At 65.3% G+C, this 26039-nt stretch carries 28 protein-coding genes; 11 read left to right on the top strand and 17 right to left on the bottom strand.

The genetic code is table 11. The features are described 5' to 3' along the window. Positions 1-31 precede the first annotated feature (31 nt). Both BSQ44_RS01320 and BSQ44_RS01315 read right to left on the bottom strand, forming a co-directional pair. Positions 32-457: a type II toxin-antitoxin system VapC family toxin gene (locus BSQ44_RS01320; RefSeq protein ID WP_072601584.1), complete on the bottom strand. Its 426-nt coding sequence runs from the start codon at positions 455-457 to the stop codon at positions 32-34. Next, the gene (locus tag BSQ44_RS01315; RefSeq protein ID WP_072601583.1) at positions 457-690 is read right to left on the bottom strand and encodes a FitA-like ribbon-helix-helix domain-containing protein; all 234 of its coding nucleotides are present in this window, start codon (positions 688-690) and stop codon (positions 457-459) included. The genes BSQ44_RS01320 and BSQ44_RS01315 overlap by 1 nt, the downstream gene beginning before the upstream one ends. 95 nt (positions 691-785) lie before the next feature. Between BSQ44_RS01315 and BSQ44_RS01310 the strand changes: the two genes are divergently transcribed. Together BSQ44_RS01310 and BSQ44_RS01305 are read left to right on the top strand one after the other, a co-directional pair. Further along, positions 786-1976: a vWA domain-containing protein gene (locus BSQ44_RS01310; RefSeq protein WP_072601582.1), complete on the top strand. Its 1191-nt coding sequence runs from the start codon at positions 786-788 to the stop codon at positions 1974-1976. A gap of 4 nt (positions 1977-1980) precedes the next feature. Beyond that, on the top strand, positions 1981-2421 hold the full coding sequence (locus BSQ44_RS01305) for a hypothetical protein (RefSeq protein WP_157894483.1): 441 nt from the start codon (positions 1981-1983) through the stop codon (positions 2419-2421). 136 nt (positions 2422-2557) lie between these two features. On the opposite strand, the gene BSQ44_RS01300 is transcribed toward BSQ44_RS01305, so the two are convergent. Continuing rightward, positions 2558-3007, bottom strand: a complete 450-nt coding sequence (locus BSQ44_RS01300) for a hypothetical protein (RefSeq protein ID WP_157894482.1) — start codon at positions 3005-3007, stop codon at positions 2558-2560. A gap of 197 nt (positions 3008-3204) precedes the next feature. Here BSQ44_RS01300 and msrB point away from each other — a divergent pair, with 197 nt between their 5' ends. Further along, the gene (gene msrB, locus BSQ44_RS01295) at positions 3205-3609 is read left to right on the top strand and encodes a peptide-methionine (R)-S-oxide reductase MsrB (RefSeq protein ID WP_072601579.1); all 405 of its coding nucleotides are present in this window, start codon (positions 3205-3207) and stop codon (positions 3607-3609) included. Positions 3610-3616: 7 nt separating this feature from the next. Here the strand turns inward: msrB and BSQ44_RS01290 are convergent, their stop codons facing one another. The 7 genes from BSQ44_RS01290 to BSQ44_RS01260 form a co-directional block, all read right to left on the bottom strand. Next, complete coding sequence (locus BSQ44_RS01290) at positions 3617-3877, bottom strand: hypothetical protein (RefSeq protein ID WP_072601578.1); 261 nt, start codon at positions 3875-3877, stop codon at positions 3617-3619. 90 nt (positions 3878-3967) lie between these two features. Next, the gene (locus tag BSQ44_RS01285; RefSeq protein ID WP_072601577.1) at positions 3968-5920 is read right to left on the bottom strand and encodes an FAD-binding monooxygenase; all 1953 of its coding nucleotides are present in this window, start codon (positions 5918-5920) and stop codon (positions 3968-3970) included. A 200-nt stretch (positions 5921-6120) separates the two neighbouring features. Next, the gene (locus BSQ44_RS01280) at positions 6121-8019 is read right to left on the bottom strand and encodes a SoxR reducing system RseC family protein (RefSeq protein WP_162276727.1); all 1899 of its coding nucleotides are present in this window, start codon (positions 8017-8019) and stop codon (positions 6121-6123) included. A gap of 62 nt (positions 8020-8081) precedes the next feature. Further along, complete coding sequence (locus BSQ44_RS01275) at positions 8082-8771, bottom strand: class I SAM-dependent methyltransferase (protein ID WP_072601575.1); 690 nt, start codon at positions 8769-8771, stop codon at positions 8082-8084. Between the two features lie 4 nt (positions 8772-8775). Then, positions 8776-9975, bottom strand: a complete 1200-nt coding sequence (locus BSQ44_RS01270) for a glycosyltransferase family 2 protein (protein ID WP_210187911.1) — start codon at positions 9973-9975, stop codon at positions 8776-8778. Between the two features lie 29 nt (positions 9976-10004). Further along, positions 10005-10403: a GtrA family protein gene (locus BSQ44_RS01265; protein WP_072601573.1), complete on the bottom strand. Its 399-nt coding sequence runs from the start codon at positions 10401-10403 to the stop codon at positions 10005-10007. Further along, on the bottom strand, positions 10400-11215 hold the full coding sequence (locus tag BSQ44_RS01260) for a class I SAM-dependent methyltransferase (protein WP_072601572.1): 816 nt from the start codon (positions 11213-11215) through the stop codon (positions 10400-10402). Before BSQ44_RS01260 ends, BSQ44_RS01265 begins: the two co-directional genes overlap by 4 nt. Positions 11216-11436: 221 nt before the next feature. On the opposite strand from BSQ44_RS01260, the gene galE reads away from it, so the two are divergent. Further along, the gene (gene galE, locus BSQ44_RS01255; RefSeq protein ID WP_114579904.1) at positions 11437-12444 is read left to right on the top strand and encodes a UDP-glucose 4-epimerase GalE; all 1008 of its coding nucleotides are present in this window, start codon (positions 11437-11439) and stop codon (positions 12442-12444) included. 67 nt (positions 12445-12511) lie between these two features. Here galE and BSQ44_RS01250 read toward each other — a convergent pair whose 3' ends face one another. From BSQ44_RS01250 to BSQ44_RS01240, 3 genes are all read right to left on the bottom strand, one after another. After that, entirely contained in the window at positions 12512-12775 is a 264-nt protein-coding gene (locus BSQ44_RS01250; RefSeq protein ID WP_072601570.1) for a DUF2312 domain-containing protein, read from the bottom strand. A 173-nt stretch (positions 12776-12948) separates the two neighbouring features. Beyond that, a complete protein-coding gene (locus tag BSQ44_RS01245; RefSeq protein ID WP_072601569.1) occupies positions 12949-13323 on the bottom strand; it encodes a cell division protein ZapA in 375 nt (124 codons plus the stop codon). Between the two features lie 10 nt (positions 13324-13333). Next, entirely contained in the window at positions 13334-13606 is a 273-nt protein-coding gene (locus BSQ44_RS01240; protein ID WP_072601568.1) for a DUF4164 domain-containing protein, read from the bottom strand. 273 nt (positions 13607-13879) lie between these two features. On the opposite strand from BSQ44_RS01240, the gene tkt reads away from it, so the two are divergent. The 4 genes from tkt to BSQ44_RS01220 all read left to right on the top strand — a co-directional run bounded on the left by tkt (position 13880) and on the right by BSQ44_RS01220 (position 20437). Continuing rightward, entirely contained in the window at positions 13880-15874 is a 1995-nt protein-coding gene (gene tkt / locus BSQ44_RS01235) for a transketolase (protein ID WP_072601567.1), read from the top strand. Positions 15875-16073: 199 nt separating this feature from the next. Continuing rightward, positions 16074-17084: a type I glyceraldehyde-3-phosphate dehydrogenase gene (gene gap / locus BSQ44_RS01230; RefSeq protein ID WP_072601566.1), complete on the top strand. Its 1011-nt coding sequence runs from the start codon at positions 16074-16076 to the stop codon at positions 17082-17084. A 170-nt stretch (positions 17085-17254) separates the two neighbouring features. Continuing rightward, the gene (locus BSQ44_RS01225) at positions 17255-19153 is read left to right on the top strand and encodes a potassium/proton antiporter (protein WP_072601565.1); all 1899 of its coding nucleotides are present in this window, start codon (positions 17255-17257) and stop codon (positions 19151-19153) included. Positions 19154-19240: 87 nt separating this feature from the next. Next, positions 19241-20437, top strand: a complete 1197-nt coding sequence (locus tag BSQ44_RS01220; RefSeq protein WP_072601564.1) for a phosphoglycerate kinase — start codon at positions 19241-19243, stop codon at positions 20435-20437. A gap of 27 nt (positions 20438-20464) precedes the next feature. Here BSQ44_RS01220 and BSQ44_RS01215 read toward each other — a convergent pair whose 3' ends face one another. Then, a complete protein-coding gene (locus tag BSQ44_RS01215; protein WP_072601563.1) occupies positions 20465-20806 on the bottom strand; it encodes a hypothetical protein in 342 nt (113 codons plus the stop codon). A gap of 268 nt (positions 20807-21074) precedes the next feature. On the opposite strand from BSQ44_RS01215, the gene BSQ44_RS01210 reads away from it, so the two are divergent. Beyond that, complete coding sequence (locus BSQ44_RS01210) at positions 21075-21986, top strand: fructose bisphosphate aldolase (RefSeq protein ID WP_072601562.1); 912 nt, start codon at positions 21075-21077, stop codon at positions 21984-21986. 34 nt (positions 21987-22020) lie between these two features. Here BSQ44_RS01210 and BSQ44_RS01205 read toward each other — a convergent pair whose 3' ends face one another. Together BSQ44_RS01205 and BSQ44_RS01200 are read right to left on the bottom strand one after the other, a co-directional pair. Then, the gene (locus BSQ44_RS01205; protein WP_072601561.1) at positions 22021-22587 is read right to left on the bottom strand and encodes a type II toxin-antitoxin system VapC family toxin; all 567 of its coding nucleotides are present in this window, start codon (positions 22585-22587) and stop codon (positions 22021-22023) included. A 6-nt stretch (positions 22588-22593) separates the two neighbouring features. Next, on the bottom strand, positions 22594-22878 hold the full coding sequence (locus BSQ44_RS01200; RefSeq protein WP_083534327.1) for a hypothetical protein: 285 nt from the start codon (positions 22876-22878) through the stop codon (positions 22594-22596). A 167-nt stretch (positions 22879-23045) separates the two neighbouring features. On the opposite strand from BSQ44_RS01200, the gene BSQ44_RS01195 reads away from it, so the two are divergent. Next, the gene (locus BSQ44_RS01195) at positions 23046-23810 is read left to right on the top strand and encodes an SGNH/GDSL hydrolase family protein (protein WP_072601560.1); all 765 of its coding nucleotides are present in this window, start codon (positions 23046-23048) and stop codon (positions 23808-23810) included. Here BSQ44_RS01195 and BSQ44_RS26720 read toward each other — a convergent pair. Next, entirely contained in the window at positions 23778-23948 is a 171-nt protein-coding gene (locus BSQ44_RS26720; RefSeq protein WP_157894480.1) for a hypothetical protein, read from the bottom strand. The genes BSQ44_RS01195 and BSQ44_RS26720 overlap by 33 nt on opposite strands. Positions 23949-24067: 119 nt before the next feature. Here BSQ44_RS26720 and BSQ44_RS01190 point away from each other — a divergent pair, with 119 nt between their 5' ends. Further along, positions 24068-25972: a propionyl-CoA synthetase gene (locus BSQ44_RS01190; RefSeq protein ID WP_072607784.1), complete on the top strand. Its 1905-nt coding sequence runs from the start codon at positions 24068-24070 to the stop codon at positions 25970-25972. The last annotated feature ends 67 nt before the right edge of the window (positions 25973-26039 follow it).

The raw sequence follows: 26039 nt of genomic DNA, 5'->3' as shown, positions 1-26039 counted from the left end.
GCGCGATCGGGTATTCGATCGGAGCTTCTCTTCAGGAGATTCTGCTCAGCGCCACGACGGGAGGGAAGGGCAAGTCGGTTGCGGCCACGAGCTTCCTCGCGAGCCGATCGTCCGCAGTGACCATGGGAATGTCTCTCAACCTGCTCAATTCGAGATAGAAGCAATCATATGCGGGGTGATCGAGTTGCAGGGAGAGGCGAAGCGCGCCGAGAGCCAGTTCCGCGGACGGTACGAGTTCCAATCCCGCGCGGTGCAGTGCCGCGGCGGCGATCAGAGCTTCCTCCCTCGTGAATTCGCCTCGCCGGACCTTCTTCCAGAGGATGTTGCTCCATTCGGCGACGATCAGACCGGGTGCGACGAACTGGTACTTTTTCCGAACCGCCACGGCCTGTTGCGACAGTTCTTCCGAATAGACCCACTTGATGACGACACTCGCATCGACAACGGCCCACGTCATCAGCGCTCGTCACGGCTTTCTCTCTGAAGGATTTCCGAAGGCGTATGATGGCGCCCTTTCGTAATCTCGCGCAGCCGGGCAGCGAGTTCATCGAAGCTCGGCCGCTCCGAGGCCAGCATCTCCGCCAGGATCGCCCGGTGCTCCGCCTCGGCCGACCGGCCGTTGCGCTCGGCGCGCTCCTTGAGCTTGCGGACGATTTCCTCGTCGACGTTCCGGACGTGCAGGCTGGCCATTCCGGGTGCTCCTGTTGCATTCGTACGGATGCTATCATTCTGCTAGCATCCGGTCCACGCTTGCATTTCGTGCCGAGCCTGCTCAAATCAGTCGCATGTTCATTCCCTTCTTCCTCGAACTCAAAGCCGCCCGCGTGCCAGTGTCGTTGCGCGAATACCTGACCCTGCTCGAAGGGATGGACGCGCATCTCGTCGACTACGACGTCGAGGGCTTCTACTATCTGGCCCGCGCGGCGCTGGTGAAGGACGAGCGGCACATCGACCGCTTCGACCAGGTGTTCTCGCACGTGTTCAAGGGCATCGAGGCGGTGTCGGGGGAAGGCGCGGTCGACGTTGCCAACCTGCCGGAGGAGTGGCTGCGCCGGCTGGCAGAAAAGCATCTTTCGGAGGAAGAGAAGAAACTGGTCGAGGCGCTTGGCGGGTTCGACAAGCTGATGGAAACCTTGAAGAAGCGGCTGGAGGAACAGAAGGGGCGCCATCAGGGCGGGTCGAAATGGATCGGCACTGCCGGCACCTCGCCCTTCGGCGCCTATGGCTACAATCCCGAGGGCGTGCGCATCGGCCAGCACGAGAGCCGGCACCGGCGGGCTGTGAAGGTCTGGGACAAGCGCGAGTTCAGGAACTTCGACGACAGCGTCGAACTCGGCACGCGCAACATCAAGGTGGCGCTGAAGCGGCTCCGCCGCTGGGTGCGCGAGGGAGCCGACGAGGAACTCGACATCCCCGGCACCATCCACGCCACCGCCGAGCACGGCTATCTCGACGTCAAGACGCGGCCGGAACGGCGCAACGCGGTGAAGCTTTTGATGTTCTTCGACGTCGGCGGCTCGATGGACGACCACATCAAGGTGGTCGAGGAGCTGTTTTCCGCCGTCCGCGTCGAGTTCAAGCACATGGAGTATTTCTACTTCCACAACTGCCTCTACGAGGGGGTGTGGAAGGACAACCGGCGCCGCCACTCGGAGGTGATCCCCACTTTCGACGTGCTGCACAAGTATGGCCACGACTACAAGGTGATCTTCGTCGGCGACGCATCGATGAGCCCCTACGAGATCGCCTATGCCGGCGGATCGGTGGAGCACTGGAACGCGGAAGCCGGTATCGCCTGGCTGCAACGGGTGATCAACCAGTGGCCGAACGCGGTCTGGATCAATCCGGTGCAACAGAAACACTGGGGCTACACGCATTCGATCGGCATGATCCGCGAGATCTTTTCGGAGCGTATGTACCCGCTGACGCTGTCCGGACTCGAAGGCGCGACGCGGGAATTGTCGCGAAAGCACTAGTTGCATGGAAAACGCCAGGCGTCGTGTGTTCATGAAGTCGGTTTTCGCTGCAACGGCAATATATTGGGCGACGTACGCTCTGGTTCAGGTCTTGGTCAGTGCACGTTTGATCATGTATGGTGCGGCACCGCGTTTCACCTCTCCGTTGCCCGGATCGTTCGGTGTGTTTGCAGCGTTCCTGGTGGCCGCCCTCTTGGTCGGCCGGCTTGTAAAGGGTCGCGACCGTTCTCGTTGGCGAAGCCTTCCGTTGCCTTTGCTTGCGGGTCTGCTCACCGTGTATGCCTGGACATACCTGCTGGTGCGCACGAACGTTTTGGAAATGAAGGCGACTCTTGTTTGGGACGAGGCGACCACAACGGCGCTCATCATTTCAGCAGCATATCTCGTGTTTTGCGCTTTACTGCTGATTGGGGTTCGATTTGGCCTGAGCCCGCGTGTCCGATGAATTTCACCGCGGGCGACGTTTGATGTCCCGACATCGATAACCCGGTCGCATTTCCATAGCGGACGTATCCCCAACCCTGAAAGGTCTGGAGAGCGCAACGAACGAACTGTCGAGGAAGCACTAACGACGCGTCCGTCTACGATGTGTCGCGTGGTTCGCCCGAATACCTCCTCGCACATGACTTGGTGAATGCGTCTGCGCCGAGACCCGAGGAAGGGCGCTGCGCCCATTCGTCCGCAGCGAAATCGTCGTCGCAGAAAGGCAATTCCGGAAGCGATGCGGCCAGGGTTTGCAGCGCGAGGGCGAGGGTGCGCAGGGATGTCGCCAGAGCCATGGCGTTGGCCGGTTCGAAGCCGCGGCCGGACGGCGTAACCTGGGGCGACCATCGCAGCCCTTGCGCGGCCGCGGTGTCGAGAACGAATTCGGTCGCCGCGGTGTCGGCCCGGGACAGGGCTGAAAGCACCAGGACGCGGATGGACCGGGGAGCGAAGGCTGCCCAGTCCGCAATATCGGCGATGGCAAGCAGAAGCGCCGCAATCTGCGCCAACGCTTCCCCTGTCATCCAGTCCCTTGCGGCTTTGTCCATGTTCCGCGTCCCGTTCAGCGGGGGATTATGGCCGGGGTCGGAGGACCGTGGATAAAACCGGCGTGCCCGCCTGCGCGTTCCCGCTTCCCGCAAGGCTTCGCCGGTGGTTTCACGAAAATTCGATCCCCCGCGCCGGTGGACGCTTCGACATGCGATCGTGCAATCACTACATTGTGGGCACGCAACGGGAGATCGCCATGGATACTCATACCTACCCCGTCACCCGCACCGACGCCGAGTGGCGCGAGCGGCTGACGCCCGAGCAGTACTATATAATGCGCCAGCACGGCACCGAGCGGCCCGGAAGCTGCGCCTTGCTCTATGAAAAGCGCGCCGGCACGTTCAAATGCGTCGGTTGCGACAGCCCGCTGTTCGAATCCACGCTGAAGTTCGAGAGCGGCACCGGCTGGCCGAGCTTCAACGATCCGGTGCCCGGCTCGGTGGAGACGACGGTGGACCGGAGCCACGGCATGGTGCGCACGGAATGCCACTGCGCCACCTGCGGCAGCCATCTCGGCCACGTCTTTCCCGACGGCCCGCCGCCGACCCACCAGCGTTACTGCATCAACGGCGTCGCGCTGAAGTTCGAGCCGGCCGCCTGAGGCCGGCTCAAAGCAGGACCGCCAGCGCCAGCCAGGCGAGCGCTGCGAACCGAGCGGCCGTGCACCAGGGCTCCGGCTCCCGCGGAGCCGTTCGCCACACGGCTGCGAAGAGGAAGAGATTCCAGGGGATCGGCGACAGGTAAACGGCCATCACGATCCAGGCGGCAGCACCGGCTTGAAGCGCCGCGAAGGCCCCGACCAGCGCAACGACGTTGATCGCGCTGCCGACGAGCATCATGTCGCGCCAGAAGAGCCTTGCAAGCGGCACATGACCGCGCCACCGTGCCTGGAAGAAGCCTTCCGGATGTTTCGCGTCTCTTGCCGGGGTGACGTTGGGCGGCCTCGCGATGGTGAGCCCTCACTGCGCCATGGCCGGGATGGATCGCGGTTCGTGCGCCGCGGGAGCAGCCAGCATGAAGCCATCGAAGAACCGCGCGAGTTCGTCGTGGGCGTCGAGCGGCAGCACGTGTGCGACGTACTGGTCAGGCCGCACGATGACGAGGCAGCCCCGTTCGCGGTCGACCCCGCGAAGGTCGAAGATGTCGCGCCCGCCTTTGAGATCGGAACAGAAAGCCTTTTCGTAGTCGACGAGGCCGAACCTGCCCTTGCGCGGCTTGAGGAGATCCGGCAGGCGCTCGAGCGCCAGGTCGCGGTAACCCTGCTGGAACACGGCACGCACGTCGATGACGGAATCGACGTCTGCTCCCGCCGGGGTGTATTTTTGCACCGGAGAGCCCGGTGAGGCGGCGAGGTATCGGCAGAAGCGCTGGATCATCGAGCCATCCTCCCCCGGGTCTTCGCCGGGGCAGAAGGCGAACAGGCGCCAGCGCGCGTCGGCCTTCACGGTGTGGCCCAGTTCCATCGGTCTGGCGTCCGCTACGCGTATCACCGGGGCGGAATGGAACCTCGTTCCAATCTCGAAGCCACTGGCGAGCGACTGCCATGTCGCCTCGCCGGTCAGCAGCGATGGCGTGTATCTGACCGACATTCCCGCCGTGTAGCGGCCGTTCTGGATGAAGTAGCGCTGGAATTTTGGCGCCTCTGCGGCATCGGTAGCGGTGTCCGCGGGCCGCTCGCTCACGATCCGCGACCACTCCCGGTCGAATTCGATCAGATCCTTCGCCACGGCATGCCGCTCGGCGGAATAGCTGTGCAGGATTTCTGGCGTGCAGCGACCCTTCAGGACCGAAACGAGCTTCCAGCCGAGATTGAAGGCGTCGCCCATGGAGACGTTCATCCCCTGGCCCGCCTTGGGGCTGTGCGTGTGGCAGGCGTCGCCGGCGATGAAGACGCGCGGCTTCCTGGTGGCGTCCGGGGCGACGTCGTCGAACCCGTCTGTCAGGCGCTGGCCGATCTCGTAGACAGACCACCAGGCCACCTCCTTCACGTCGATCGACCAGGGCCGGAAAATGCGCTGCGCCGCAGCGATCAGCGTGTCGAGCGTGATGTTCCTGCTGGCGACGCGCTCACCCGCGGCCAGCCTGTCGAGTTCGATGTAGAGGCGCACGAGATAGCCGCCCTCGCGGGGGATGACGATGATGCTTCCTTCGCTGGCCGACTGGATCAGCGTCTTGCAGCGTATGTCGGGAAAGTCGGTGACCGCAAGGACATCCATGACGCCCCAGGCGTGGTTGGCCGAATCGCCTCGAAGCTCGCGTCCGATGGCGTTTCGCACCGCGCTGCGGGCGCCGTCGCAACCCACGACATAGCGGGCGTGCAAGGTCACCGTCTCTCTCTGGCGCCCGGGATCCAGCCGCTCGAGGGTGACCGTGACCGGATGGTCGCCGCCGGCCGGATCGACGGTCAGGCTCCGAAGCTGCAGCGCATAGTCGGGCACCAGCCGCGAGGGCGCGTTGCGCATGATCTCGAGATACATGTCGTGGACGCGCGCCTGGTTCAGGATGATGTGCGGCATCTCCGAGAGCCCGTCCTCGACGTCCTGGATGCGCCCGGTCCGGGCGATGCGCTCGAGCCGCTCTGGGTCCGGTTTCCAGAACGTCGTCTCGTTGACCCAGTAGCCCTGCTTCAGCACCTTTTCCGCGAAACCGAAGGCGTTGAACATTTCCATGGACCGGCAGGAAATGCCGTCGGCCTGGCCCTTCTCCATCGGTCCCGGCCTGCGTTCGACGATCCGGGTCGTGATCTCCGGAAAGGCGGCGAGCTGCGCCGCGAGCGTCAGGCCGGCGGGTCCGCTGCCGACGATCAGCACGTCCACCACCTCCGGCATGTCACCGCCGGGAGGCTCGCGGCCAGGCGCGGCATCGAAGATCTCCGGATCGCCAGGACGGAAGCCATTGAGGTGGAACTGCATCGCGGGCTTCTCCCCATGCCGCCAATTGGTAAGTGTACTTACCATATGCATGTCGGTGGGGAAATCGTCAATGGCGAGGCCGGTGGGATGGGGCTTGCTGCACGGTTGCGAAAACGGAGCAACGGGCCGATCCGCGACAGGACTTCAGGGAAGGACTGCCACGATATCTCGCGGCCGTCGCAGGCCAGGCGACGGGGAGATCAGGTGCGGACCAGGTATCTCCGCAGCGGAAATCGCTCGTGCGCGCGCAGGATTTCCAGGAGCGAGAAGATCGAACAGAGCGCTGCCGGGATGATCAGGACGATGGCCGGACCGAGATAGTATTTGGTCATGGCGGGAAAGGCCGAGATTTCGATGAGCGCAATGAGCGCGAGCCGGCAGATCACCAAGCCCCAAAGGCTCGTCGCCAGCAACGCGCCTTCGAGATGCGCGCGCCTGATCAGCGACATTGGTGCCGCGACGGCCATCGCAGCCACTCCCAGAGGCACGAGGATCCAGAGAAGCGGCACATAGGCCTCGGCCATCATGCCGCGTATCTTGGCGATGATTTTCGATCCATGTCCGTCGGGAAGCGTATTTTTCACGTTCAGCAGCAGCCGCCCGTAGGCGGTGTCAAATGTCCTCGGCGCATTGAAAGCCTCCGCGAGAGGAACCGTCAGGCGTTCCTGGTTCGGCCCCGGTTCGATGCTCAGGATGCACGTCACGTCGCACCGCGTGGTGATCGTCAGCCCGACCGGTCCCGATGCCGGCCTGCCGCGCGCGCCTTGGTATTCAAGCGTCTGGATGGCCGGCATGCCTGCGGCATCGGTGACGGTGAACAAGGGCCATTCATCCGCTTTCGGCGTCCACCAGAACCGCAGGATCAAAGTCTTGTCCGGACCTTCCGTCGGCTCGATCCTCGGATGATTCAGGACGTCGAGGGCGAAGTCCCGGAGGTCGAGCGAGCCGCGCGAAGGCTGGTCATACTGCATGCGTGTCGGATCCATGACGACGCCCGCCGCCTGGAGAACCTTCGACGGGAGCATGCGAACCTGTTCGGGATGAACCTGCGGCATCAACGACAGGAGCCCGGGCTCGCATGTCAGCCGGTCCGCCTCGCATGCCGCCTCGATCTCGTCGGCCATCTTTCCGAAGAAGGCGCTCGCCGTCGCCGGAGACTGGAACGCCCCGACGCTCGCCGCCGCGGAGCGGAACTGCCAGATGAACCATCCGCCAGCGTGGTCTCCGCATGTCTGCTTGTAGAAGCGACAGCCGTGATCGGCAATCGGACGATCGGTCGGATCGAGGCTCTTTTCGAGCGACGCAAAGGTTGGGCTCACGCCGTACACGATGCGGCGCGTGGACTTGGAAATCGGCACATAGGGGATCTGATCTCCATCCCGCACCGATTGAAGCAGGGAGAGCGCCCGGCTGAAGTTCTTCTCCTTAAGCTCGTTGCCGACGAAGGAACCATAGGCGGTCCAGTTGGCGGTGAGATAGGCCAGGTTGCAGAACAGCAGCCCGCCGACGATCGCCAGAGACGCGTAGAGCGGCTGCCTGAAACTGCGCCCGTCGCGCCAGGCGACCCCGAAGCCGCCGATGGCGAGGAGGGCGAGAGCCGGAATCACCCACGGCCCCTCCTCGCGCGTCAGCCAGAACCAGCCGAGCGCGAGACCGGCGAGAATGCCGAAGCGAAGAGGACGTTGCCAGAAGACATAGAATGCGGCGAGGAACCCTGCGAGAATCAACAGCACCTGCGCCGGATAGATCGAATCCCGCAGGAACCGTTCCATCGGCAGGACGGGGTGCAATGCGCCGAGGACGAAGACCAGGGCTCCGGCAACGAACGCGCCGTACGTGCGCGCTACCATGTAGCTGAAGGCCGCGAGCGCCGCCAGGAAGAGCAACGCGTTGGACAGACTGATCGGCAGGCCGGAGAGGTGGTTGAGCGAAAGGTAGACGGAATAGCCGGGACCCTTCGCCAGCGTTCCGGCATTGTAGTTTCCCAGATAGTTGCCCGTCAGCAAGGTGCCAACCCAGTGGATGAATGTCGCGTCGTCGCCGAAAGCGTCCGCGAGCAACGTCATGGGCGTGTGCGTGGCGATGACGATGTTTGCCATGGCGGCGAGGAGGCACGCCAACAGTCCGATCGCCTGTTTCACTCCGAGGGAGTGCAACCCGTTCAGGCGCATCTGTTCCCGACCAGCACGATGTTGCTGGTGAGGCCGCCGAGCGCGACGGTCTCGACGGTCGTCGTCCATCCCTCGAGCGACCCGCCAATCCCGCCGAGTTCGCTGCCGGTCATCAGATTGAGGTTTGCCTCGTCGGCGAAGAAGCTGAGCGAGGTTTGCCGCAGGAGGCCGCGGAAGACGCTCTTGGGCAGCCAGTGGAGGAGCGGCAGCGAGGTGTGGAATTCGACCGGGAACCAGCGGTTGGGCGTGGTGAGGAAGAAGGCGCGGCGGCAGACGCGCGCGCATTCGCGCACGAACCGAATCTGGTTCTCGTGGGAGCCGACATGCTCCAGAACCGCCGAGGAATGGACCACGTCGAACGACTTGTCCTCGAAGGGAAGGTCGAGCCCGTTGGCCTTCACGAAAGTCATGCCGGGATACATGTCTTCCAAGAACGAAGCGTCGTCGATGCCGCAGGCGACAATTTTCGATTTATGCGGATACCACGCTTCCAGGTAGTTCGAGGAACTGTAGGTGGTATCGGACGTGACGCCGACGTCGAGGATCGTGTCCTGCGGGCCGACCGAGCAGGTCTCGATCCAGCGCTGGAACATCACCTCGCGCTGGCGGTGCGCGAGGCGGATGGCAAGGCTGTCGGGCTTCGCGACGTTATACTGGCTGTTCGGCTTGCCGGACGCCATGTGCTTACGTCTCGATGTCGATCAGGGCGGCGAGGAAGGCGGCGAACGCCAGTTGCAGGCCTAGCGCGATCAAGGTGCAGGAGACGGTCAGCATGCGCACCATGCCGTTGTACTCGAGTGCGCCGAAATCCGCCGCCGCCCATTGCCAGACGGCATATCCCAGCCCTGTCAGCCCAACCAGGGCCAGGGCTCCCGCACCCATGAGCGTCCGCTCCAGCGTGGCATAGGCCTTGACCCTGGCGAGGCGGGGGTTCACCGGCAGGAAGCCGCGCGTCGCGGAATAGGATCGCGCGATGACGCCGAAGGATAGGCACGACGCGCCGACGAGCATGGCCATGCATCCGACGATGAGGCTGTGCGTGTCGAGCACCACGCCGGGCAGAACCTGGACCGGACCCTGAAGGAGAACAATGGTCAGGAGCGCCCCGAAGGCGAGGATAGCCGCGCCCGGATAGACGAACAGCCATTTCGGGCTGTTGAGCAGCAGGTAGCGCAGATGCCGCCACCCGTCCGTCCACGTGCGCAGATGCGGGGGCCGGGACCTGCCGTCGGGGGACAGCGTGGTCGGCACCTCGGCGATACGAAGCTTGCCCAGGGAGGCGCGGACGACCATCTCGCTGGCGAATTCCATGCCCGGCGCCTTCAGACCGAGCGCGTTGATGGCCTCGCGCCGGAATCCGCGCAGCCCGCAATGGAAATCGCCGATGTCGGACCGGAAGAAGAGCCTGCCGAGGAAGGAGAGGACGGGATTGCCGAGATAGCGGTGCAGGAAGGGCATGGCGCCGTCCGCGATTCCGCCCTTGAACCGGTTGCCGATGACGAAGTCGTAACCCTCGCGCAGCTTTTCGACGAACGGATCCAGACGGCTGAAATCGTAGCTGTCGTCCGAATCGCCCATGATGACGAATTTTCCGTGGGCGTTCTCGATGCCGTGCCTGAGAGCGGCACCATAGCCGCGCACCGGCACATGGACGACCCTTGCGCCGTGCGCCTTGGCGATCTCAATCGATCCATCCGTGCTGCCATTATCGGCGATCAGGACCTCGCCGGCGATGTTCGCCCGCGACAGATAGGCCTTCGCCTTGTCGATGCAGGTGGCGAGCGTCTCGGCCTCGTTGAGGCACGGCATCAGCACCGTAAGTTCGAGGGCGTCCGCGCGCGGTCCGGTATCCGGCTGCATCTCGGCATCAGTTACGACAGACATGTGATCCCCTGACCGCTCGTCGCATGTCTCTAACCCTGCCGGAAGACCCAGCGGGACGATATGAAGAAGCTGGCGATGCCGCACAGAACCGTGGAGACGATCGCCGCGAAAGCCGGCGAGAGATCGGAAGCCTCGCTGGCATAGGCGGTTCCGAGCGATACCGCAGTGGCGCCGAAGAGGTGCCAGATCGCGTAGCGTACGAGCGTGATCGAATGGCTGCGTGTCGACCGGAAGGCGATCTCGCGCTGCGCGCCGTAGCTGATCCAGAAACAGATAAAATAGGTGATCGCGCTGGCTGGTGCCGGCCCCATGTCGCCGACCTCGATCAGGGTCAGGCAAATCGCGAAGTAGAGGACCGCGCACGAACCGCCGACGACCAGGAAGCGCAGACCTGGATAACCGTCCCAGACTGACCGCAGAACGGTCATTTCGGCTTTCGAAAGGTCGTGACGACGTCGCCGTAGAGCCCGGATTTGAACTCCATGCCCTCGTCGTGCCAGTCGGTGACCTGGCTCTCGACCTCCAGCCCTGCTTCGGTCAGGAAGATTGCGACGTCCGACGTCGTCACGTCACTCCGCCAACCGCCTTTTTCGCCGCCGACCGCGCCGTGCTGGAGGACGCCCTTGCCCCCGGGACGCAGCACCCGCGCGAACTCCCTGGCGTAGTTCCTGAATTCGGGCTTGTTGATGTGGACGAACACGTCGAACGACCAGACCGCATCGACCGATTCGTCCGCGATCGGCTTCAGGTCCGAGCCGCTGCCGACGATGAATTCGGCATTGGCCGCGTCCTTGAAACGCTCGCGGCATTCGCGCACGCAGGTCTCCGAAATGTCGATCGCCGTCACCTTGCTACAGCGGGCGATCAATTCCTCGGTCCAGCGGCCGCCGCCCGGGCCGATCTCGACGACGTCGCCTTGCTCGGGCACGTTGGGCCGCAGCAGCGTCCTGATCACCGAATCCTTCCACTCGGGCGAGATCGACCACTCTTCGCCCTTGGCGTTCCAGTCCCAGCTGTCCCAGATGAGCTTGTTCATCCGCGCGCTGTTGACGCCGGGGAGGTTCTTGGCCGTGCGCCGCGCCGCGGCCGCCGAATAGACGGATTCGGCCAGGCCGCTGGCGAGATAGTAGGTCCCCATCTGCATCGTCCACAGCAGTCCGTTTTCCTGCACGGCGAGCCGTGCCAGGCGCAACTTCGTGCCGAGGCCGATATGCGACCGGTTTTCGACGATATCCTTCATGGAATCTCCGCCAATTCGGACCCCTGTAAGCAATACGCGGCCGATATTGTCAAGGAACTCACGGCCGATGCGCGAACTGGAAATCTCGTCGGACACGAAGGACGGTTTGCTCTCGCGTGTGATCGGCGTGGCGGACGCCGGCGGGCCACGCCCGTCGCGGGTCCGATTGCATGGCAAGCATCCGACATGTATTGCCCACACGCGAGAACTGCCGGAGAGACGTGCGCGTGAAGAACATACTGGTGGTCGGAGGCGCGGGGTACATTGGCTCGCACACCTGTCTGGATCTGCACGACAAGGGTTACAGGCCGGTCGTCTACGACAATCTCAGCAACGGACATCGCGAATTCGTGCAATGGGGGCCCTTCGAGGAGGGGGACATTCGCGACACCGACCGGCTAGAAGCGGTTCTCGCCCGTCATTCGCCGGACGTCATCGTTCATTTCGCCGCATCCATCGAGGTCGGGGAATCGACCCGGGACCCGATCGGTTTCTATGAGAACAATGTCGCGGGGACGATCTCGCTGCTCGGAGCGGCGCGGAAGGCGGGCATCGACAGGCTTGTCTTCTCGTCGACCTGCGCGACATATGGCGAGCCGCAATCCGTGCCGATGTCGGAGGAGCACCGGCAGGTCCCGGTCAATCCCTACGGCAGGAGCAAGCTCATGATCGAGGAGATGCTGAAGGATGCCGGCCGCTATCTCGGCATGAGATCCGTCGTGCTGCGCTATTTCAACGCGGCGGGAGCGGATCCGGAAGGCCGTATCGGCGAGTGGCACGAGCCGGAAACCCACGCGGTGCCCATCGCGATCGAGGCCGCGCTCGGCCAGCGTGACGGGTTTTTCATCAATGGGCGGGATTACGACACGCCGGACGGCACCTGCGTGCGTGACTTCGTCCACGTCATGGACCTGGCCGACGCCCACAGCCGCGCGGTCCGCCATCTGATCGAAGGCGGGGAGAGCCTCTCCCTCAACCTCGGAACCGGGCAGGGCACCACTGTCAGGCAGCTCGTGGACACCGTCAGGCGGATGAGCGGCCGTGAATTTCCGGTGGAGACCAGGGGCCGGCGAGACGGCGACGCGGCAGCCCTCGTCGCCGACAATTCCAGAGCGAAAGAAGCACTGGGCTGGAGTCCCCGATTCGGACTGGAGGAGATCGTGGCCTCGGCGCTCGAATGGCACCGTAGCCGGCTCGGCGGCGAGGCTAACGCTATGCCACCGGCCTGATCGCGGCGGCACTCCCTGCCGCCGTTAAAGGCCCGGCTCCGCTGCCGGGCGCGATAGGCGTCAGCCCCTACTGCATTCCCAACGCGGACTTGTAGAGGTCGAGGATGGCCTCTTCCTCCTGGCGTTCGGCCTGGTCCTTCTTGCGCAGGCGGATGATGGTGCGCACGGCCTTGGTGTCGAAGCCGGTGCCCTTGGCCTCGGCATAGACGTCCTTGATGTCGTCGGCGATGGTCTGCTTTTCTTCCTCGAGCCGCTCGATGCGCTCGATGAAGGCGCGCAACTGGCCCGCCGCGACGGTTTCGGTTGTGGGTTCGCTATTCTCTTCGGCCATGTCCTGCTCCGCATCGTGCCTGGGCGCCGCGACTCGGATGTGCCGGCGGCGTCAATTCGGAGGCGTCTCGATGCATCAGCCGGTGGCGCGCGGTCAAGCGCCCGGATGGTCAAATGTGGGGCCTGCGCCCGGATGTGGACAACAGCGGGGAAGAGGAGGGTCTAGGGGAGGCCTCAGGCGGCCGGCTCGCCCCGGTCGGCCAGCCGCGAGGTTAGGCCTTCCATGCGCTCGGCCAGGCCCGAGAGCGCGCCGATCAGGGCGGCATCGTTCTTGTCGGCCTTGACCAGCGCCTCGTCGCGCGTCTTGCGCAGGGTCCCGACTTCGGTCTCGAGGCCCGTCACCCGGCGCTGCAGTTCCGACAGCTCGTCCATGACCATGATGCCGGCCATGACGGCGAGCCGGTGGTCACCGATCTCGCCGAACGATTCCTTCAGGTGCGCGACATAGCGGTCGAAGCGCTGCGCCAGATCGAGCAGATGTTCCTCCTGACCCTCATCGCAGGCCATGCGGTAGGACTTGCCGTCGATGATGACAGTGACCTGCGCCATGCTGATACTCCTATCGATCGAGAACGGCTCGGATCGTTTCCATGGCGGTGACGAGGCGGCGCGAAACTTCCTTGTTGGCCTGCTCGAGCCGGTCGGCGCGGGATTCGGAGGCGTCGAGCTCCTGCGCGAGGCGCGAACGGTCGGCGTTCATGCGCTGCACCTCGGCCTCCGCCTCCGCGTAGTCCTGATCCTTTTCGGCCCTGGCGGAGACGGCGTTTTCGAGCGCCTCCATGGCTCTGCCGAGCCGGCCTATGACCTCTTTGAGTGTGGCTTCCGCGGCCATTTCGCCTGGCAATCCCGAATCGCCCGCGTTCCTAACGCGTTACTTTGGAAACATTAGACGGCGCGTGAAAGGCGCGTCAACAAAGTCCGGGGCCGCTCAACAGCAAAGTGGCGGCGGGCAGCGGATAGAACCCGGGAAGAGGGCCGTGCGGGCGCGCCCGGTTTGTTGACTCGCCAACGGCACCTGCTATGTGTCGCCTGCCTTTCCGGAGGGCATTCCCGGAAGCCTGCATGCAGACACGGCCGCCGTCGGCTTCGCGACAAGAGAGCAATCATGCCATCACGTGAAAATCATGACCGCATGGCCAATGCGATCCGTTTCCTTTCCATCGACGCGGTGGAGAAGGCCAATTCGGGGCATCCTGGCCTGCCGATGGGCGCGGCCGACATCGCCACGGTGCTCTATACCCGTTACATGAAGCACGATCCGCACCATCCGCACTGGCCCGACCGCGACCGATTCGTGCTGTCGGCCGGCCATGGTTCAATGCTGCTCTATTCGCTCCTCTACCTGACCGGATATGAGGACATCACGATCGACGAGATCAAGAACTTCCGGCAGCTCGGATCGAAGACCGCCGGTCATCCCGAATACGGGCATGCGGCAGGCATCGAGACGACGACCGGGCCGCTCGGCCAGGGGCTGGGCAACGCCGTCGGCATGGCGCTTGCCGAGCGCATCATGAACGCCCGCTTCGGGGACGCGCTGGTCGACCACCACACCTATGCGCTTGCGGGTGACGGCTGCCTGATGGAAGGCATCAGCCAGGAAGCGATCGCGTTCGCCGGGCATCTGAAGCTCTCCAAGCTGATCGTCTTTTTCGACGACAACGGAATATCGATCGACGGTCCCGTGTCGCTGTCGGATTCCACCGACCAGTGCGCCCGCTTCGAGGCCTCGGGCTGGCACGTTCAGCGCTGCGACGGCCACGACCCGGACGCCATCGCCGGCGCGATCGAAGCAGCCAAGGCCTCGGGCAAGCCGAGTATGATCGCCTGCAAGACCACCATCGGCTTCGGCGCGCCGACGCGCGCCGGCTCCAACAAGGCGCACGGCTCGCCGCTCGGGGCGGAGGAGATCGCCGGCGCGCGCAAGGCGCTGGGCTGGGAAGCGAAACCGTTCGTGGTGCCTTCCGAGATCCTCGACATGTGGCGGCTGGCCGGCCTGCGCTCTGCCAAGGATCGCAAGGAGTGGGAGCGCCGGCTGGCCTCCGCCGAAGCGGAACTGCGCAGCGAATTCGAGCGCCGCATGCGCGGCGAGCTTCCCGGCGGCTTCGAGGCCGTGATTTCGGACTACAAGAAACGCCTCGCCAAGGAGAAGCCGAAGCTCGCCACGCGAAAATCCTCCGAGAACGCGCTCGAGGTGATCAACGGCGCCGTGCCGGAGACGATCGGCGGTTCGGCGGATCTGACCGGGTCGAACAACACCAAGACCAGCCAGACCAAGCCGATCACGCCGAGCGACTATTCCGGGCGCTACGTCTATTACGGCATCCGCGAGCACGGCATGGCGGCGGCCATGAACGGCATGGCGCTGCACGGCGGCATCGTGCCGTACGGCGGCACGTTCCTCGTCTTCACGGACTACTGCCGTCCGTCGATCCGGCTCGCCGCCCTGATGGGCCTGCGCGTGATCTACGTCATGACGCATGATTCGATCGGGCTCGGCGAAGATGGCCCCACGCACCAGCCGGTCGAGCAGCTCGCCGCGCTGCGGGCAATCCCCAACCTCAGGGTCTTCCGCCCGGCCGACGCGGTGGAAGCCGCCGAATGCTGGCAGCTGGCGCTGGAGGACACAAGCGGACCCTCGGTGCTGGCGCTGACGCGGCAGAACCTGCCGGCGGTGCGCACCGAGCACGTCGAGGAAAATCTCTGCGGCTTCGGCGCCTACGAGCTGGAGACGGCGAGCGACGACGCGGTGGTGACGATCTTCGCCACCGGCTCGGAAGTGGAGATCGCGCTGGCGGCGCGCCAGCAGCTTCAGGCGAACGGGCACCCGACCCGCGTGGTCTCGGTGCCGTCCATGGAGCGTTTCGCGCGCCAATCGCCGGAGTATCGCTCCGCCATGATCGGCAATGCCCCGGTCAAGGTGGCGATCGAGGCCGGCGTGCGTCAGGCCTGGGACGCCCTCATCGGCCAGGACGGTATCTTCGTCGGCATGCACGGCTTCGGCGCCAGCGGCAAGTACGAGGAGCTCTACAAGCACTTCGGCATCACCGCCGAAGCGGTGGTCTCGGCTGTCGAACAGAAGCTGCACGACCGCGACTGAACGGCGCCTCCCGGACCCGCCTGGGCGCGGGCCGGCAAGGCGTTCCGGATATTTATCGATTGAATTTCCTGGCAGAACCCGCTTTCGGTTCGGCCAGAGCCCTTCCGCGTCTGGATTCCGCCTCGCGCTGTCGCTAAGAAGCGGCAACCTTTTCAAGAGGGTGCCGCGCACCCGTCATCCGCGCCAGGAGGTATTCTGAATGACCGTCAAAGTCGCCATCAACGGCTTCGGCCGTATCGGCCGCAACATCGTCCGCGCCATCTACGAGTCGGGCCGCAAGGACATCGACATCGTCGCGATCAACGATCTCGGCCCGGTCGAGACCAACGCCCACCTGCTGCGCTACGACAGCGTGCATGGCCGCTTCCCCTCCGAGGTGACGGTGGCGGGCGACGAGATCCGCGTCGGCGACGACAGCTTCAAGGTCTTCGCCGAGCGCGACCCTGCCAAGCTGCCCTGGGGCGAGCTCGGCATCGACATCGTCATGGAGTGCACCGGCATCTTCACCTCCAAGGAGAAGGCCTCGGCGCATCTCACGGCGGGCGCCAAGCGCGTTCTGGTCTCGGCTCCGGCCGACGGCGCCGACCTGACGGTGGTCTACGGCGTGAACCACGACAAGCTGTCGAAGGAGCACGTCGTCGTCTCGAACGCCTCGTGCACCACGAACTGTCTCGCCCCCGTCGCCATGGTCGTCAACGAAGCCTTCGGCATCGAGAAGGGCTTCATGACGACGATCCACTCCTACACCGGCGACCAGCCGACGCTCGACACCATGCACAAGGACCTCTACCGCGCCCGCGCGGCGGCTATGTCGATGATCCCGACGTCGACGGGTGCCGCCAAGGCCGTCGGCCTCGTGCTGCCGGAACTGAAGGGCAAGCTCGACGGCGTTTCGATCCGCGTGCCGACCCCGAACGTCTCGGTCATCGACTTCAAGTTCGTCGCCAAGAGGACGGTGACGGTCGACGAGGTGAACAAGGCGCTGATGGCCGCCGCCGACGGCGCGCTGAAGGGCATTCTCGCCTACACCAAGGAGCCGCTGGTCTCCATCGACATGAACCACAACCCGGCCTCGTCCACCTTCGCGCTCGACCAGACCAAGGTGATCGAAGGCGATCTCGTGCGCGTCATGTCCTGGTACGACAACGAGTGGGGCTTCTCCAACCGCATGGCGGATACCGCAGCCGCCTTCGCCAAGACCATCGGCTGATATCGCCTCAGCTTTTTCGGATCGGAACGCCCGGGCATGGTCCCGGGCGTTTTCCGTTCCGGCGCGGAAAGGAGTGGGCGCGGGTAAAAAGGCATATTCTTCCTTGCCTTGGGCCATCGCTTCGCCGCACTCTGGCTGAAAAACATCGGGAGGGCTGACCGGAGGCGGGAATGGAAAGCATCTATCTGGCGATTATGGTCGGCACCGCGCTGATCATCGCCGCCGCTTTCTCCAGCCTGATCGCCTTCCGCTTCGGCGCCCCGCTGTTGCTGCTCTTCCTGGGAATCGGCCTCGTCGCCGGCGTCGACGGGATGGGGCTCGATTTCGACAATGCGGGCGTGGCCTACTTCGTCGGCTCTCTGGCGCTGGCGGTGATCCTGTTCGATTCGGGGTTCGGCACGTCGCTGGCTTCGTTCCGGCAATCGGCGCTGCCCTCGCTCGTGCTGGCGACAGTCGGGGTGGCGATCACCGCGTCGATCTTCGGTGTCGGGGCCTATTACGTCACGCCGCTCTCCTGGCTGGAATCCTTCCTGCTCGGCGCCACGATCGCCTCGACGGACGCGGCCGCCGTGTTCTTCCTGCTTCGGGCCGGCAATCTCAACCTGCGCGACCGGGTGCGCTCGACGCTCGAAGTCGAATCGGGATCTAACGACCCGATCGCCATCTTCCTCACCATCACCCTGGTCTCGGTGATCGCCACGGGCAGCCAGCCGCAGGCCGAGGTACTCGTGACCGACATCCTGATCGGCTTCGCCGTCCAGATGGGGCTAGGCCTCGCGGCAGGCGTGACCGGCGGGTTCCTGATCGCGCGGCTGGTGGAACGGCTACAGCTCGACGTCGGTCTCCTGCCGATCTTCGTCATCACGCTGGCGCTGCTCCTGTTCGGCATCGCCGGCGCGATCGGCGGCTCGGGCTTCCTCGCGGTCTATGTGGCCGGCCTGATCGCCGGCAATTCCGGTGTGCGGTCGGCGGCGCGGCTGAAGCGCTTCCAGGACGGCATCTCCTGGCTGGCGCAGATCATCATGTTCCTGGTGCTCGGGCTCTTCGCCACGCCGTCGCAGTTTCCCTCCGTTGCCATCCCCGCCGTCGCATTGGGGCTTTTCCTGATCTTCGTGGCGCGACCGGTCGGCGTGTGGCTCTGCCTCGCGCCCTTCCGCTTCACCCGAGCAGAGACGGCCTTCGTGGCATGGGTCGGCCTGCGCGGCGCAGTCTCGATCCTGCTTGCGCTGACACCGATCCTGGGGCGGCTGGAGAATGGGCAGGTCATCTTCAACACTGCCTTCATCATCGTGCTCGTCTCGCTGGTGGTGCAGGGATGGACGATCGGCCCGCTGGCGCGCCGTCTCGGGCTCGTCGTGCCGCCGCGGGTGGGGCCGCTCGACAAGGTGGAGCTCGAACTGCCGGGCGCGGCCCACCACGAACTCCTCGCCTACCGCGTCGCCGCCGGCAGCCCGGTTGCCAATGGCGTGCGCATTCCGCGCTGGGCGCGGCCGTCGCTGGTCGTGCGCGAGGGGCGTTCGCTCACCTACCAGTATGCCGGCCGGCTGATGGCAGACGACCACGTCTACATCTTCGTTCCGGACCGCTACCCCCCACTGCTCGACCGGCTGTTCGCCAGTCGCGCCGATCTCGACGAGGACGATGCCGACTTTTTCGGCGAGTTCGCCATCGACGGCTCCCGCCCCGCCGCCGATCTCGATTCGGCCTACGGGCTGATCCTGAAGGAGGAGGAGGCGGCGATGTCGATCGCCGACCTCGTCGTGGCCCGCCTCGGCGGCAGGGCAGAGTATGCCGACCGCCTGACCATCGGGCCGATCGAACTCATCGTGCGGGACGTCGACGAGCATGGCGCGATCCGGGACCTCGGCCTCTCGGTGGAGCCGCACTATGTGGCGCCGAAGGTACCGGTCTTCCTGAGTCCGGGCGAGATGTGGGACCAGACGGTGAGCGCCTGGCGCGGCTGGCGCGAGGCGGGGCGGCAGCGCCGGCTCCGCGAGAGGGAAGCGACCGAGGCGCGGCAGCGGGAAGCCGGCGAAGGCCCGAACGTCGTGCTGCCGCGCGATGGCTAGCCCAGCGGCTGCCGCGTCGACTTGGCCGCTTGCACCCGGCTTGGCAGGCTGTATGGTCCCGCCGACCGAAATTCCGGAGACTTTTTCATGCCCGCATTCAGGACCCTCGACGACATCGGTGACATTGCCGGAAAGCGTGTTCTCGTGCGGGTCGACCTCAACGTACCGGTAAAGGACGGGCAGGTTTCGGATGCGACCCGCATCGAGCGCGTCGCACCGACGATCACCGAACTCTCCGACAAGGGCGCGAAGGTGATCCTGCTGGCGCATTTCGGCCGGCCGAAAGATGGTCCCGATCCGTCGATGTCGCTCGAACCGATCGCCGCCGCGACCGAGGCCGTGCTCGACCGCCGGGTCCACTTCGCGCCCGACTGCGTCGGCGACGTGGCCCAGGGCGCCGTCGATGCCATGGCGGACGGCGACATCCTACTCCTCGAAAACACCCGGTTCCACAAGAGCGAGGAGAAGAACGATCCGGCTTTCGTCGCGGCCCTTGCGGCGAACGGCGACATCTACGTCAACGACGCTTTCTCCGCCGCTCACCGGGCGCACGCCTCGACCGAAGGGCTCGCCCATCATATGCCGGCCTATGCCGGGCGCACTATGCAGGCCGAGCTCGAGGCGCTGGAGAAGGGACTTGGCAACCCGCGACGCCCCGTCGTGGCGATCGTCGGCGGCGCCAAGGTTTCGAGCAAGATCGACCTTTTGATGAACCTCGTGAAGAAGGTCGACGCGCTGGTGATCGGCGGCGGCATGGCCAATACCTTCCTCGCCGCCCGCGGGGAGGACGTCGGGAAGTCGCTGTGTGAGCACGATCTCGCCGCGACTGCCAAGCAGATCATGATCGAGGCCGCGTCCGCCGGCTGCGCGATCGTTCTGCCCGTTGACGCCGTCGTGGCGCGGGAGTTCAAGGTCGGCGCGGCATCCGAAACGGTCGGTGTCGATGCCGTCCCTGCCGACGCGATGATCCTCGACGTCGGCCCCCGGACGGTGGAGGCGATCAACGAGTGGATCGACCGTGCGGCGACGCTGGTCTGGAACGGCCCGCTCGGCGCCTTCGAGATCGAACCCTTCGATGCCGGCACGGTCGCCGCGGCGAAATATGCCGCGGCGCAAACCAGGGAGGGCGTGCTGGTGTCGGTGGCGGGCGGCGGCGACACGGTGGCCGCACTCCACCATGCCGGCGTGGCCGACGACTTCACCTATGTCTCGACGGCGGGCGGGGCCTTCCTGGAATGGATGGAAGGCAAGCCGCTGCCGGGCGTCGAGGTGCTGAAGTCGTAGGCGTGGGGCCCACCCGCGAACGAGGCGTCATCCCTGGCGGGTGGCCGGCGCCATGCCGACCAGCGCGATGCCGCTGAAGACGGCGAGCGCGCCCGCGGCCTCGCGGATCGTGTAGGCGTCTCCCATCACGGCGACAGCGATCGCGGCCGTGGCGATGGCCTCGACGGCGAGGACGGCGAAGATCGTCCGGGCGAGGCGGCGGTCGCGCAGGATCTGCGTCTCGAAGCGCGCACCGACGGCGAGCGTCAGGATCAGCGCCGGGACCAGCACCAGATAGGGCGACAGGCCCCAGGACTGCACGATCCAGGACGAGGTCATGTAGAAGGCGGCGGCGGCGGCCGCGAAGAGCATTGTCATCAGCGGGGACATCGGAGGCTCCAGGCGATGATCCAGCCCCAATTGATCGGACACGGTCTTGTTTCCTTGCGTTAAGGCGTGCCCCCATGCCTATTGAGTATGCCGCTTATCTAGTTCCCTTCGCCGCGCTGCTCTGTTAAGCCCTTAACACTCCCGAAAAATTCCTCGCCCCGCTAAACCGATTGAATTTCTTTCAATCGATTCAAGCTCTTGCGCCGCCGTTCCGTTTCCCGCGCGCTTCTGTTAGAGGCCAAACGACCAATTCAGGAGGCACGGAAGAATGAGCGGACGGGTGGAAGACATGGCGGCGCAGGTCGCGAACAAGGACGGCTTCATCGCGGCCCTCGACCAGTCCGGCGGCTCGACGCCCAAGGCGCTGAAGCTCTATGGCGTATCCGAGGATGCCTGGTCGAACGAGGACGAGATGTTCGACCTGATCCACGCGATGCGGGCCCGCATCATCACCTCGCCCGCCTTCACCGGCGATAAGGTGATGGGCGCGATCCTTTTCGAGCAGACCATGGACCGCGCGGTCGAGGGCGTACCGACGGCGCAGTATCTGTGGGAGAAGCGCGGCGTGGTGCCCTTCCTCAAGGTCGATCAGGGCCTCGCCGACGCCGCCGACGGCGTCAAGCTGATGAAGCCGATCGCGGGTCTGGACGATTTGCTCAAGCGTGCCGTCGCCAAGGGCGTCTTCGGCACCAAGATGCGTTCCGTGGTGGACGCCGCCAATGCGACCGGCATCAAGACCATCGTCGACCAGCAGTTTGAGGTCGGCAAGCAGATCCTGTCGCACGGCCTCGTGCCGATCCTCGAGCCCGAGGTGACGATCACGATCTCCGACAAGGCGGAAGCCGAGGAGATGCTGCTCGCCGAGATCAAGAAGCATCTGGACGAGGTGCCGGCCGGCAAGAAGATCATGCTGAAGCTGTCGCTTCCCACCAAGCCGAACCTCTACAAGCCGCTGATCGACGATCCGCGCGTCATGCGCGTCGTGGCGCTGTCGGGCGGCTACACCCGCGACGAGGCCAACGCCAAGCTGGTGCAGAACGCCGGCATGATCGCCAGTTTCTCGCGCGCGCTGACCGAAGGCCTGTCAGCCGAACAGAGCGACGCCGATTTCAACGCGACGCTGGCGGCCACCATCGACAGCATCTTCCAGGCTTCGCGGGCGGACAAAAAGGCGGCCTGAGCGGGGGCGCATACCGGGTCGAACCCGGCTCGGCTTACGTTTTATCGATCCTGTAGAACGCGACCTTCAGGCGCGGTTCGAGCTGGGACAGGCGGTCGAAATCGGCGATGTTGCGCGTCACGAGCAGGCTGCCGGTGCGGGCAGCATGGGCAGCCAGGATCGCGTCGTTCTGGATGGCGCGGCGGCTTTCCGCCGAATGGCAGAGTAGCCGGGCCATGCAGCCGCACAGGATCATCCCGCGCATCGTGTCCTCGTGGGTCAGCGGCATGATGCGATGCTCGCCGATGGCTGAAAGTATCGATCCGATGGCGGCCAGCGCCGCGCCGGTCCGGGCGTCGCCGGCATCGAGCCTTCCGAACAGGAAGCTCAGTTCGCCGAGCACGATAGGCGAATGGACCGTGCTCCGCGCCTCGACTCGTTCGGCCACCGCCTCCGGAAGGCGTCCCTGCAGCTGGTCGATGTAGACGCAGGCATCGAGCATGATCTGCTCGCCGGCCACATCGCTTTCGGTGAAGAAATCCAGGACGTCGTCCGGGCGCAGGGCGAGATCGGTCTTGCCCAGCGCAGCCCGGCACCGTCGCAGCAGCCTGTCGACGTCCATACGCTGTCAGACGTTGAGGTCGAGCGAGGGGTCGACCGTACCGCGGCCGGCGCGAAACGCCTCCGCGAACCCGTCCTCCATGACAAGATTGCCGAGAGCGAGTTCGATAAGCTGGCTGTCGCTGACCGCGCCCGACCGCTCGCGCGCCAGTTCGAGAAGCTTGGGATTCACGCGACCGCCGAGCTTGGCCGATTTGTCCCGCGACAGGCCGAGCCGCGCCAGCCGCTCCATGATGATATCGCGGCGCCAGAATTTGCGGGCATCCCGCTCGACGTCTCTTCGACCCGACATGTAGTCCTCCATGAACCGGGCCAAATGTCGGACAGATGGGCCGAAATGTCAAACATTTCACGCCAGACGCGCAGCGTATTGCCTATGATGAGCTGTTCGCGGTCTTTTCCCACACGCGGGTATGGTTGTAGGAACGTGGCATCCGCCAGAACGTCCGGTCGCCTTCCATGTCCCGCCTGCTCCCGCTTCTCTCCTGGTTCGCTTTGCCGATCTATGCCTGGCAGGGGCTCGGCGTGCGGCGGCGCACGGCGCGGCTGCTGCCGGCGGAAGGACCGGTGCTGCACACGATCCCCGGCACGGGCGATCCGGTGCGGCTGCTGGTGCTGGGCGATTCGTCCGCCGCCTCCGTCGGCATCACGCGGACGGACGGGGGCATCGCCGCCGTGCTCGCCGGCATGATTGCGCGCGACACCGGGCGGCCGGTGACATGGCGGGCCGCGGGTTTCAATTCGGCGACCTCCGGCCAGATCCGCGACCATGTGGTGCCCAATCTGAAATGGGAGCCGTGGACGCACATCGTGCTGCCGGTCGGGACCAACGACGCCAAGAATTTTCACACGGTCCCGCGCTTCAAGAAGGATTTCGGCGGGCTGCTCTACGCGCTCAAAGCAAGATTCCCCGGCGCTCGGATCATCTGGTCGCCGGTGGTCGACATGACGTGGGTGCCGGCGCTGCCGCCGCTGCTGGCGAAGATCCTGGAGATACGTGCGCAGGCGATCAATGCGATGGCGGCGCGGCTCTGCTTCGAACGCGGCGCTGTTCCGGCGTCGCGGCTGCCGATCGAGGACCCGCAGCTCGGCTTCGCCGCCGACGGATTCCACGCCTCAGAGGCCGGCTACCGCGCCTGGGCGGAACATCTGCTGCCGCTGATCGAACTCGCAGCGCCCGAGATGCTCGCCTCAGGTTCCGTGGCTGAGGAGAACCGTGAGTGACATCGCGCCCAGCGCCAGAAGGGCGAGCTTCCAGAAGTCGCTTCGCTTGCGCAGGCCGGGCAGTCCCAGCGGCTTGATGATCTGGATGACCATCATCAGGATGATGACGATGGAGAGGGCCTTGGTCATGGCACCCATTGACCAGTCCCGTTGACGGAAGTCAAAGCCCTTGCGCGGAGCGCGACCTATGGGAACATAGTCGGATGGACGTCGGGCCGCGGGTTTGGATAGAAGCGGCCGCCGGCGAGGGAGGAAGCATGGTGTCGCGCTATCATGAGGTCTACGACAGCTGGAAACGCGATCCCGAGGCCTTCTGGGCCGAGGCGGCGAATGCGATCGACTGGCATTCTCCGGCGGAACGCGTGTTCGACCCCGCCGGGGGCGTCTACGGCCGCTGGTTCCCGGGCGCGACTTGCAACACCTGCCACAACGCGGTCGACCGGCACGTCGAGAACGGTCGGGCCGAGCAGGCGGCGCTGATCTACGACAGTCCGATCACCGGTGCGAAGAAGACCTACACCTATGCGCAGATGAAGACGGAGCTCGAGGCGCTCGCCGCGGTGCTCCGGGATTGCGGCGTCGAGAAAGGCGACCGGGTCATCATCTACATGCCGATGGTTCCCGAGGCTGTCTTCGCCATGCTCGCCTGCGCGCGCATCGGCGCGATCCACTCGGTGGTGTTCGGCGGCTTCGCGGCGCGCGAACTCGCTACCCGCATCGACGATTCCACCCCGAAGCTGATCGTCTCGGCCTCCTGCGGCATCGAGCCGGGCCGCGTGGTCGCCTACAAGCCGCTGCTCGACGGCGCCATCCAGATGGCGCGGCACAAGGTGGAGACCTGCGTGGTGTTGCAGCGCGAGCAGCTGGAATGCGAGCTGGTGGAGGGCCGCGACACCGACTACGCCTCGGCGGTCGACGAGGCCAAGCGGGCAGGTCGAAAAGTGCCCTGCGTGCCGGTGGCGGCGACCGATCCCCTCTACGTGCTTTATACGTCGGGCACGACCGGCCAGCCCAAGGGCGTGGTGCGCGACAATGGCGGCCACATGGTCATGCTCGCCTGGTCGATGTGGAACGAGTTCGGCGTGAAGCCGGGCGAGGTCTTCTGGGCGGCGTCCGACGTCGGCTGGGTGGTCGGGCACTCCTACATCGTCTATGCACCGCTGCTGCATGGCTGCACGACCATCCTGTTCGAGGGCAAGCCGGTCGGCACGCCCGATGCCGGCACTTTCTGGCGCGTGATCTCCGAGCACGGGGTGGTGGCGCTGTTCACCGCGCCGACGGCCTTCCGCGCCATCAAGGGGCAGGATTCGAAGGGCGAGTTCGTCGGCAGATACGATCTGTCGAAGTTCCGCACGCTGTTCCTGGCCGGCGAGCGCGCCGACCCCGAGACGATCAAGTGGGCCGAGAACCAGCTGAAGGTGCCGGTAATCGACCACTGGTGGCAGACCGAGACCGGCGCGCCGATCAGCCAGAACCCGATCGGGCTCGGGCAGTTGCCGGTGAAATACGGCTCGCCCGCCGTGCCGATGCCGGGCTACGACATGCACGTGCTGGACGATGCCGGGCACGAGGTGCCGCGCGGCACGCTCGGCAACGTCGTCGTCAGCCTGCCGCTGCCGCCCGGCGCGCTTCCGACGCTCTGGAACGCCGACCAGCGCTTCCGCGACGCCTATCTCGAGGAGTTTCCGGGCTACTACAAGACGGCGGACGCCGGCTATGTCGACGAGGACGGCTACCTCTTCATCATGGCGCGCACGGACGACATCATCAACGTCGCCGGGCACAGGCTGTCGACCGGCGGCATGGAGGAGGTTCTGGCCGAGCATCCGGACGTGGCCGAGTGCGCCGTGATCGGCATCGCGGACGCGATGAAGGGTCAGGTGCCCTGCGGTTTCGTGGTGCTGAACGCCGGCGTTTCGCGCGATCCGGCCGAACTGGAGAAGGAGGTCGTGGCGCTGGTGCGCGACCGCATCGGGCCGGTGGCGGCCTTCAAGACGGTCGTGCCGGTGAAGCGGCTGCCGAAGACGCGCTCGGGCAAGATCCTGCGCGGGACGATGCAGAAGATCGCTGACCACGAGGACTGGAAGATGCCGGCCACGATCGATGACCCCGCGATCCTCGAGGAGATCACCGAAGCGCTGAAGGCAAGGGGATTCGGCTGAGGGGCGGAGCCGGGCCAGCCTTGCCGAGGGAACCCGCCGCGACAGCGCGGCGGGGACTGCCGCCTTC

This window comes from Aquibium oceanicum, assembly GCF_001889605.1.
GTDB classification, from domain to species: Bacteria; Pseudomonadota; Alphaproteobacteria; order Rhizobiales; family Rhizobiaceae; genus Aquibium; species Aquibium oceanicum.
Note: the sequence above shows the minus strand (reverse complement) of the source record. Positions and strands in the feature narration are given on the sequence as shown.

Coding starts and splice junctions, on each gene's coding strand:
- BSQ44_RS01275 (WP_072601575.1), bottom strand. CDS start 8,771: ATGGCGTCCGGCAAGCCGAACAGCCAGTATAACGTCGCGAAGCCCGAC.
- BSQ44_RS01200 (WP_083534327.1), bottom strand. CDS start 22,878: ATGTCGGGTCGAAGAGACGTCGAGCGGGATGCCCGCAAATTCTGGCGC.
- BSQ44_RS01260 (WP_072601572.1), bottom strand. CDS start 11,215: ATGAAGGATATCGTCGAAAACCGGTCGCATATCGGCCTCGGCACGAAG.
- BSQ44_RS01240 (WP_072601568.1), bottom strand. CDS start 13,606: ATGGCCGCGGAAGCCACACTCAAAGAGGTCATAGGCCGGCTCGGCAGA.
- BSQ44_RS01225 (WP_072601565.1), top strand. CDS start 17,255: ATGGAAAGCATCTATCTGGCGATTATGGTCGGCACCGCGCTGATCATC.
- tkt (WP_072601567.1), top strand. CDS start 13,880: ATGCCATCACGTGAAAATCATGACCGCATGGCCAATGCGATCCGTTTC.
- msrB (WP_072601579.1), top strand. CDS start 3,205: ATGGATACTCATACCTACCCCGTCACCCGCACCGACGCCGAGTGGCGC.
- BSQ44_RS01320 (WP_072601584.1), bottom strand. CDS start 457: ATGACGTGGGCCGTTGTCGATGCGAGTGTCGTCATCAAGTGGGTCTAT.
- BSQ44_RS01210 (WP_072601562.1), top strand. CDS start 21,075: ATGAGCGGACGGGTGGAAGACATGGCGGCGCAGGTCGCGAACAAGGAC.
- BSQ44_RS01195 (WP_072601560.1), top strand. CDS start 23,046: ATGTCCCGCCTGCTCCCGCTTCTCTCCTGGTTCGCTTTGCCGATCTAT.
- BSQ44_RS01190 (WP_072607784.1), top strand. CDS start 24,068: ATGGTGTCGCGCTATCATGAGGTCTACGACAGCTGGAAACGCGATCCC.
- BSQ44_RS01300 (WP_157894482.1), bottom strand. CDS start 3,007: ATGGACAAAGCCGCAAGGGACTGGATGACAGGGGAAGCGTTGGCGCAG.
- BSQ44_RS01250 (WP_072601570.1), bottom strand. CDS start 12,775: ATGGCCGAAGAGAATAGCGAACCCACAACCGAAACCGTCGCGGCGGGC.
- BSQ44_RS01215 (WP_072601563.1), bottom strand. CDS start 20,806: ATGTCCCCGCTGATGACAATGCTCTTCGCGGCCGCCGCCGCCGCCTTC.
- BSQ44_RS01265 (WP_072601573.1), bottom strand. CDS start 10,403: ATGACCGTTCTGCGGTCAGTCTGGGACGGTTATCCAGGTCTGCGCTTC.
- BSQ44_RS26720 (WP_157894480.1), bottom strand. CDS start 23,948: ATGGGTGCCATGACCAAGGCCCTCTCCATCGTCATCATCCTGATGATG.
- BSQ44_RS01205 (WP_072601561.1), bottom strand. CDS start 22,587: ATGGACGTCGACAGGCTGCTGCGACGGTGCCGGGCTGCGCTGGGCAAG.
- BSQ44_RS01220 (WP_072601564.1), top strand. CDS start 19,241: ATGCCCGCATTCAGGACCCTCGACGACATCGGTGACATTGCCGGAAAG.
- gap (WP_072601566.1), top strand. CDS start 16,074: ATGACCGTCAAAGTCGCCATCAACGGCTTCGGCCGTATCGGCCGCAAC.
- BSQ44_RS01310 (WP_072601582.1), top strand. CDS start 786: ATGTTCATTCCCTTCTTCCTCGAACTCAAAGCCGCCCGCGTGCCAGTG.
- BSQ44_RS01315 (WP_072601583.1), bottom strand. CDS start 690: ATGGCCAGCCTGCACGTCCGGAACGTCGACGAGGAAATCGTCCGCAAG.
- BSQ44_RS01245 (WP_072601569.1), bottom strand. CDS start 13,323: ATGGCGCAGGTCACTGTCATCATCGACGGCAAGTCCTACCGCATGGCC.
- BSQ44_RS01280 (WP_162276727.1), bottom strand. CDS start 8,019: ATGGCAAACATCGTCATCGCCACGCACACGCCCATGACGTTGCTCGCG.
- BSQ44_RS01305 (WP_157894483.1), top strand. CDS start 1,981: ATGGAAAACGCCAGGCGTCGTGTGTTCATGAAGTCGGTTTTCGCTGCA.
- BSQ44_RS01285 (WP_072601577.1), bottom strand. CDS start 5,920: ATGCAGTTCCACCTCAATGGCTTCCGTCCTGGCGATCCGGAGATCTTC.
- BSQ44_RS01270 (WP_210187911.1), bottom strand. CDS start 9,975: ATGTCTGTCGTAACTGATGCCGAGATGCAGCCGGATACCGGACCGCGC.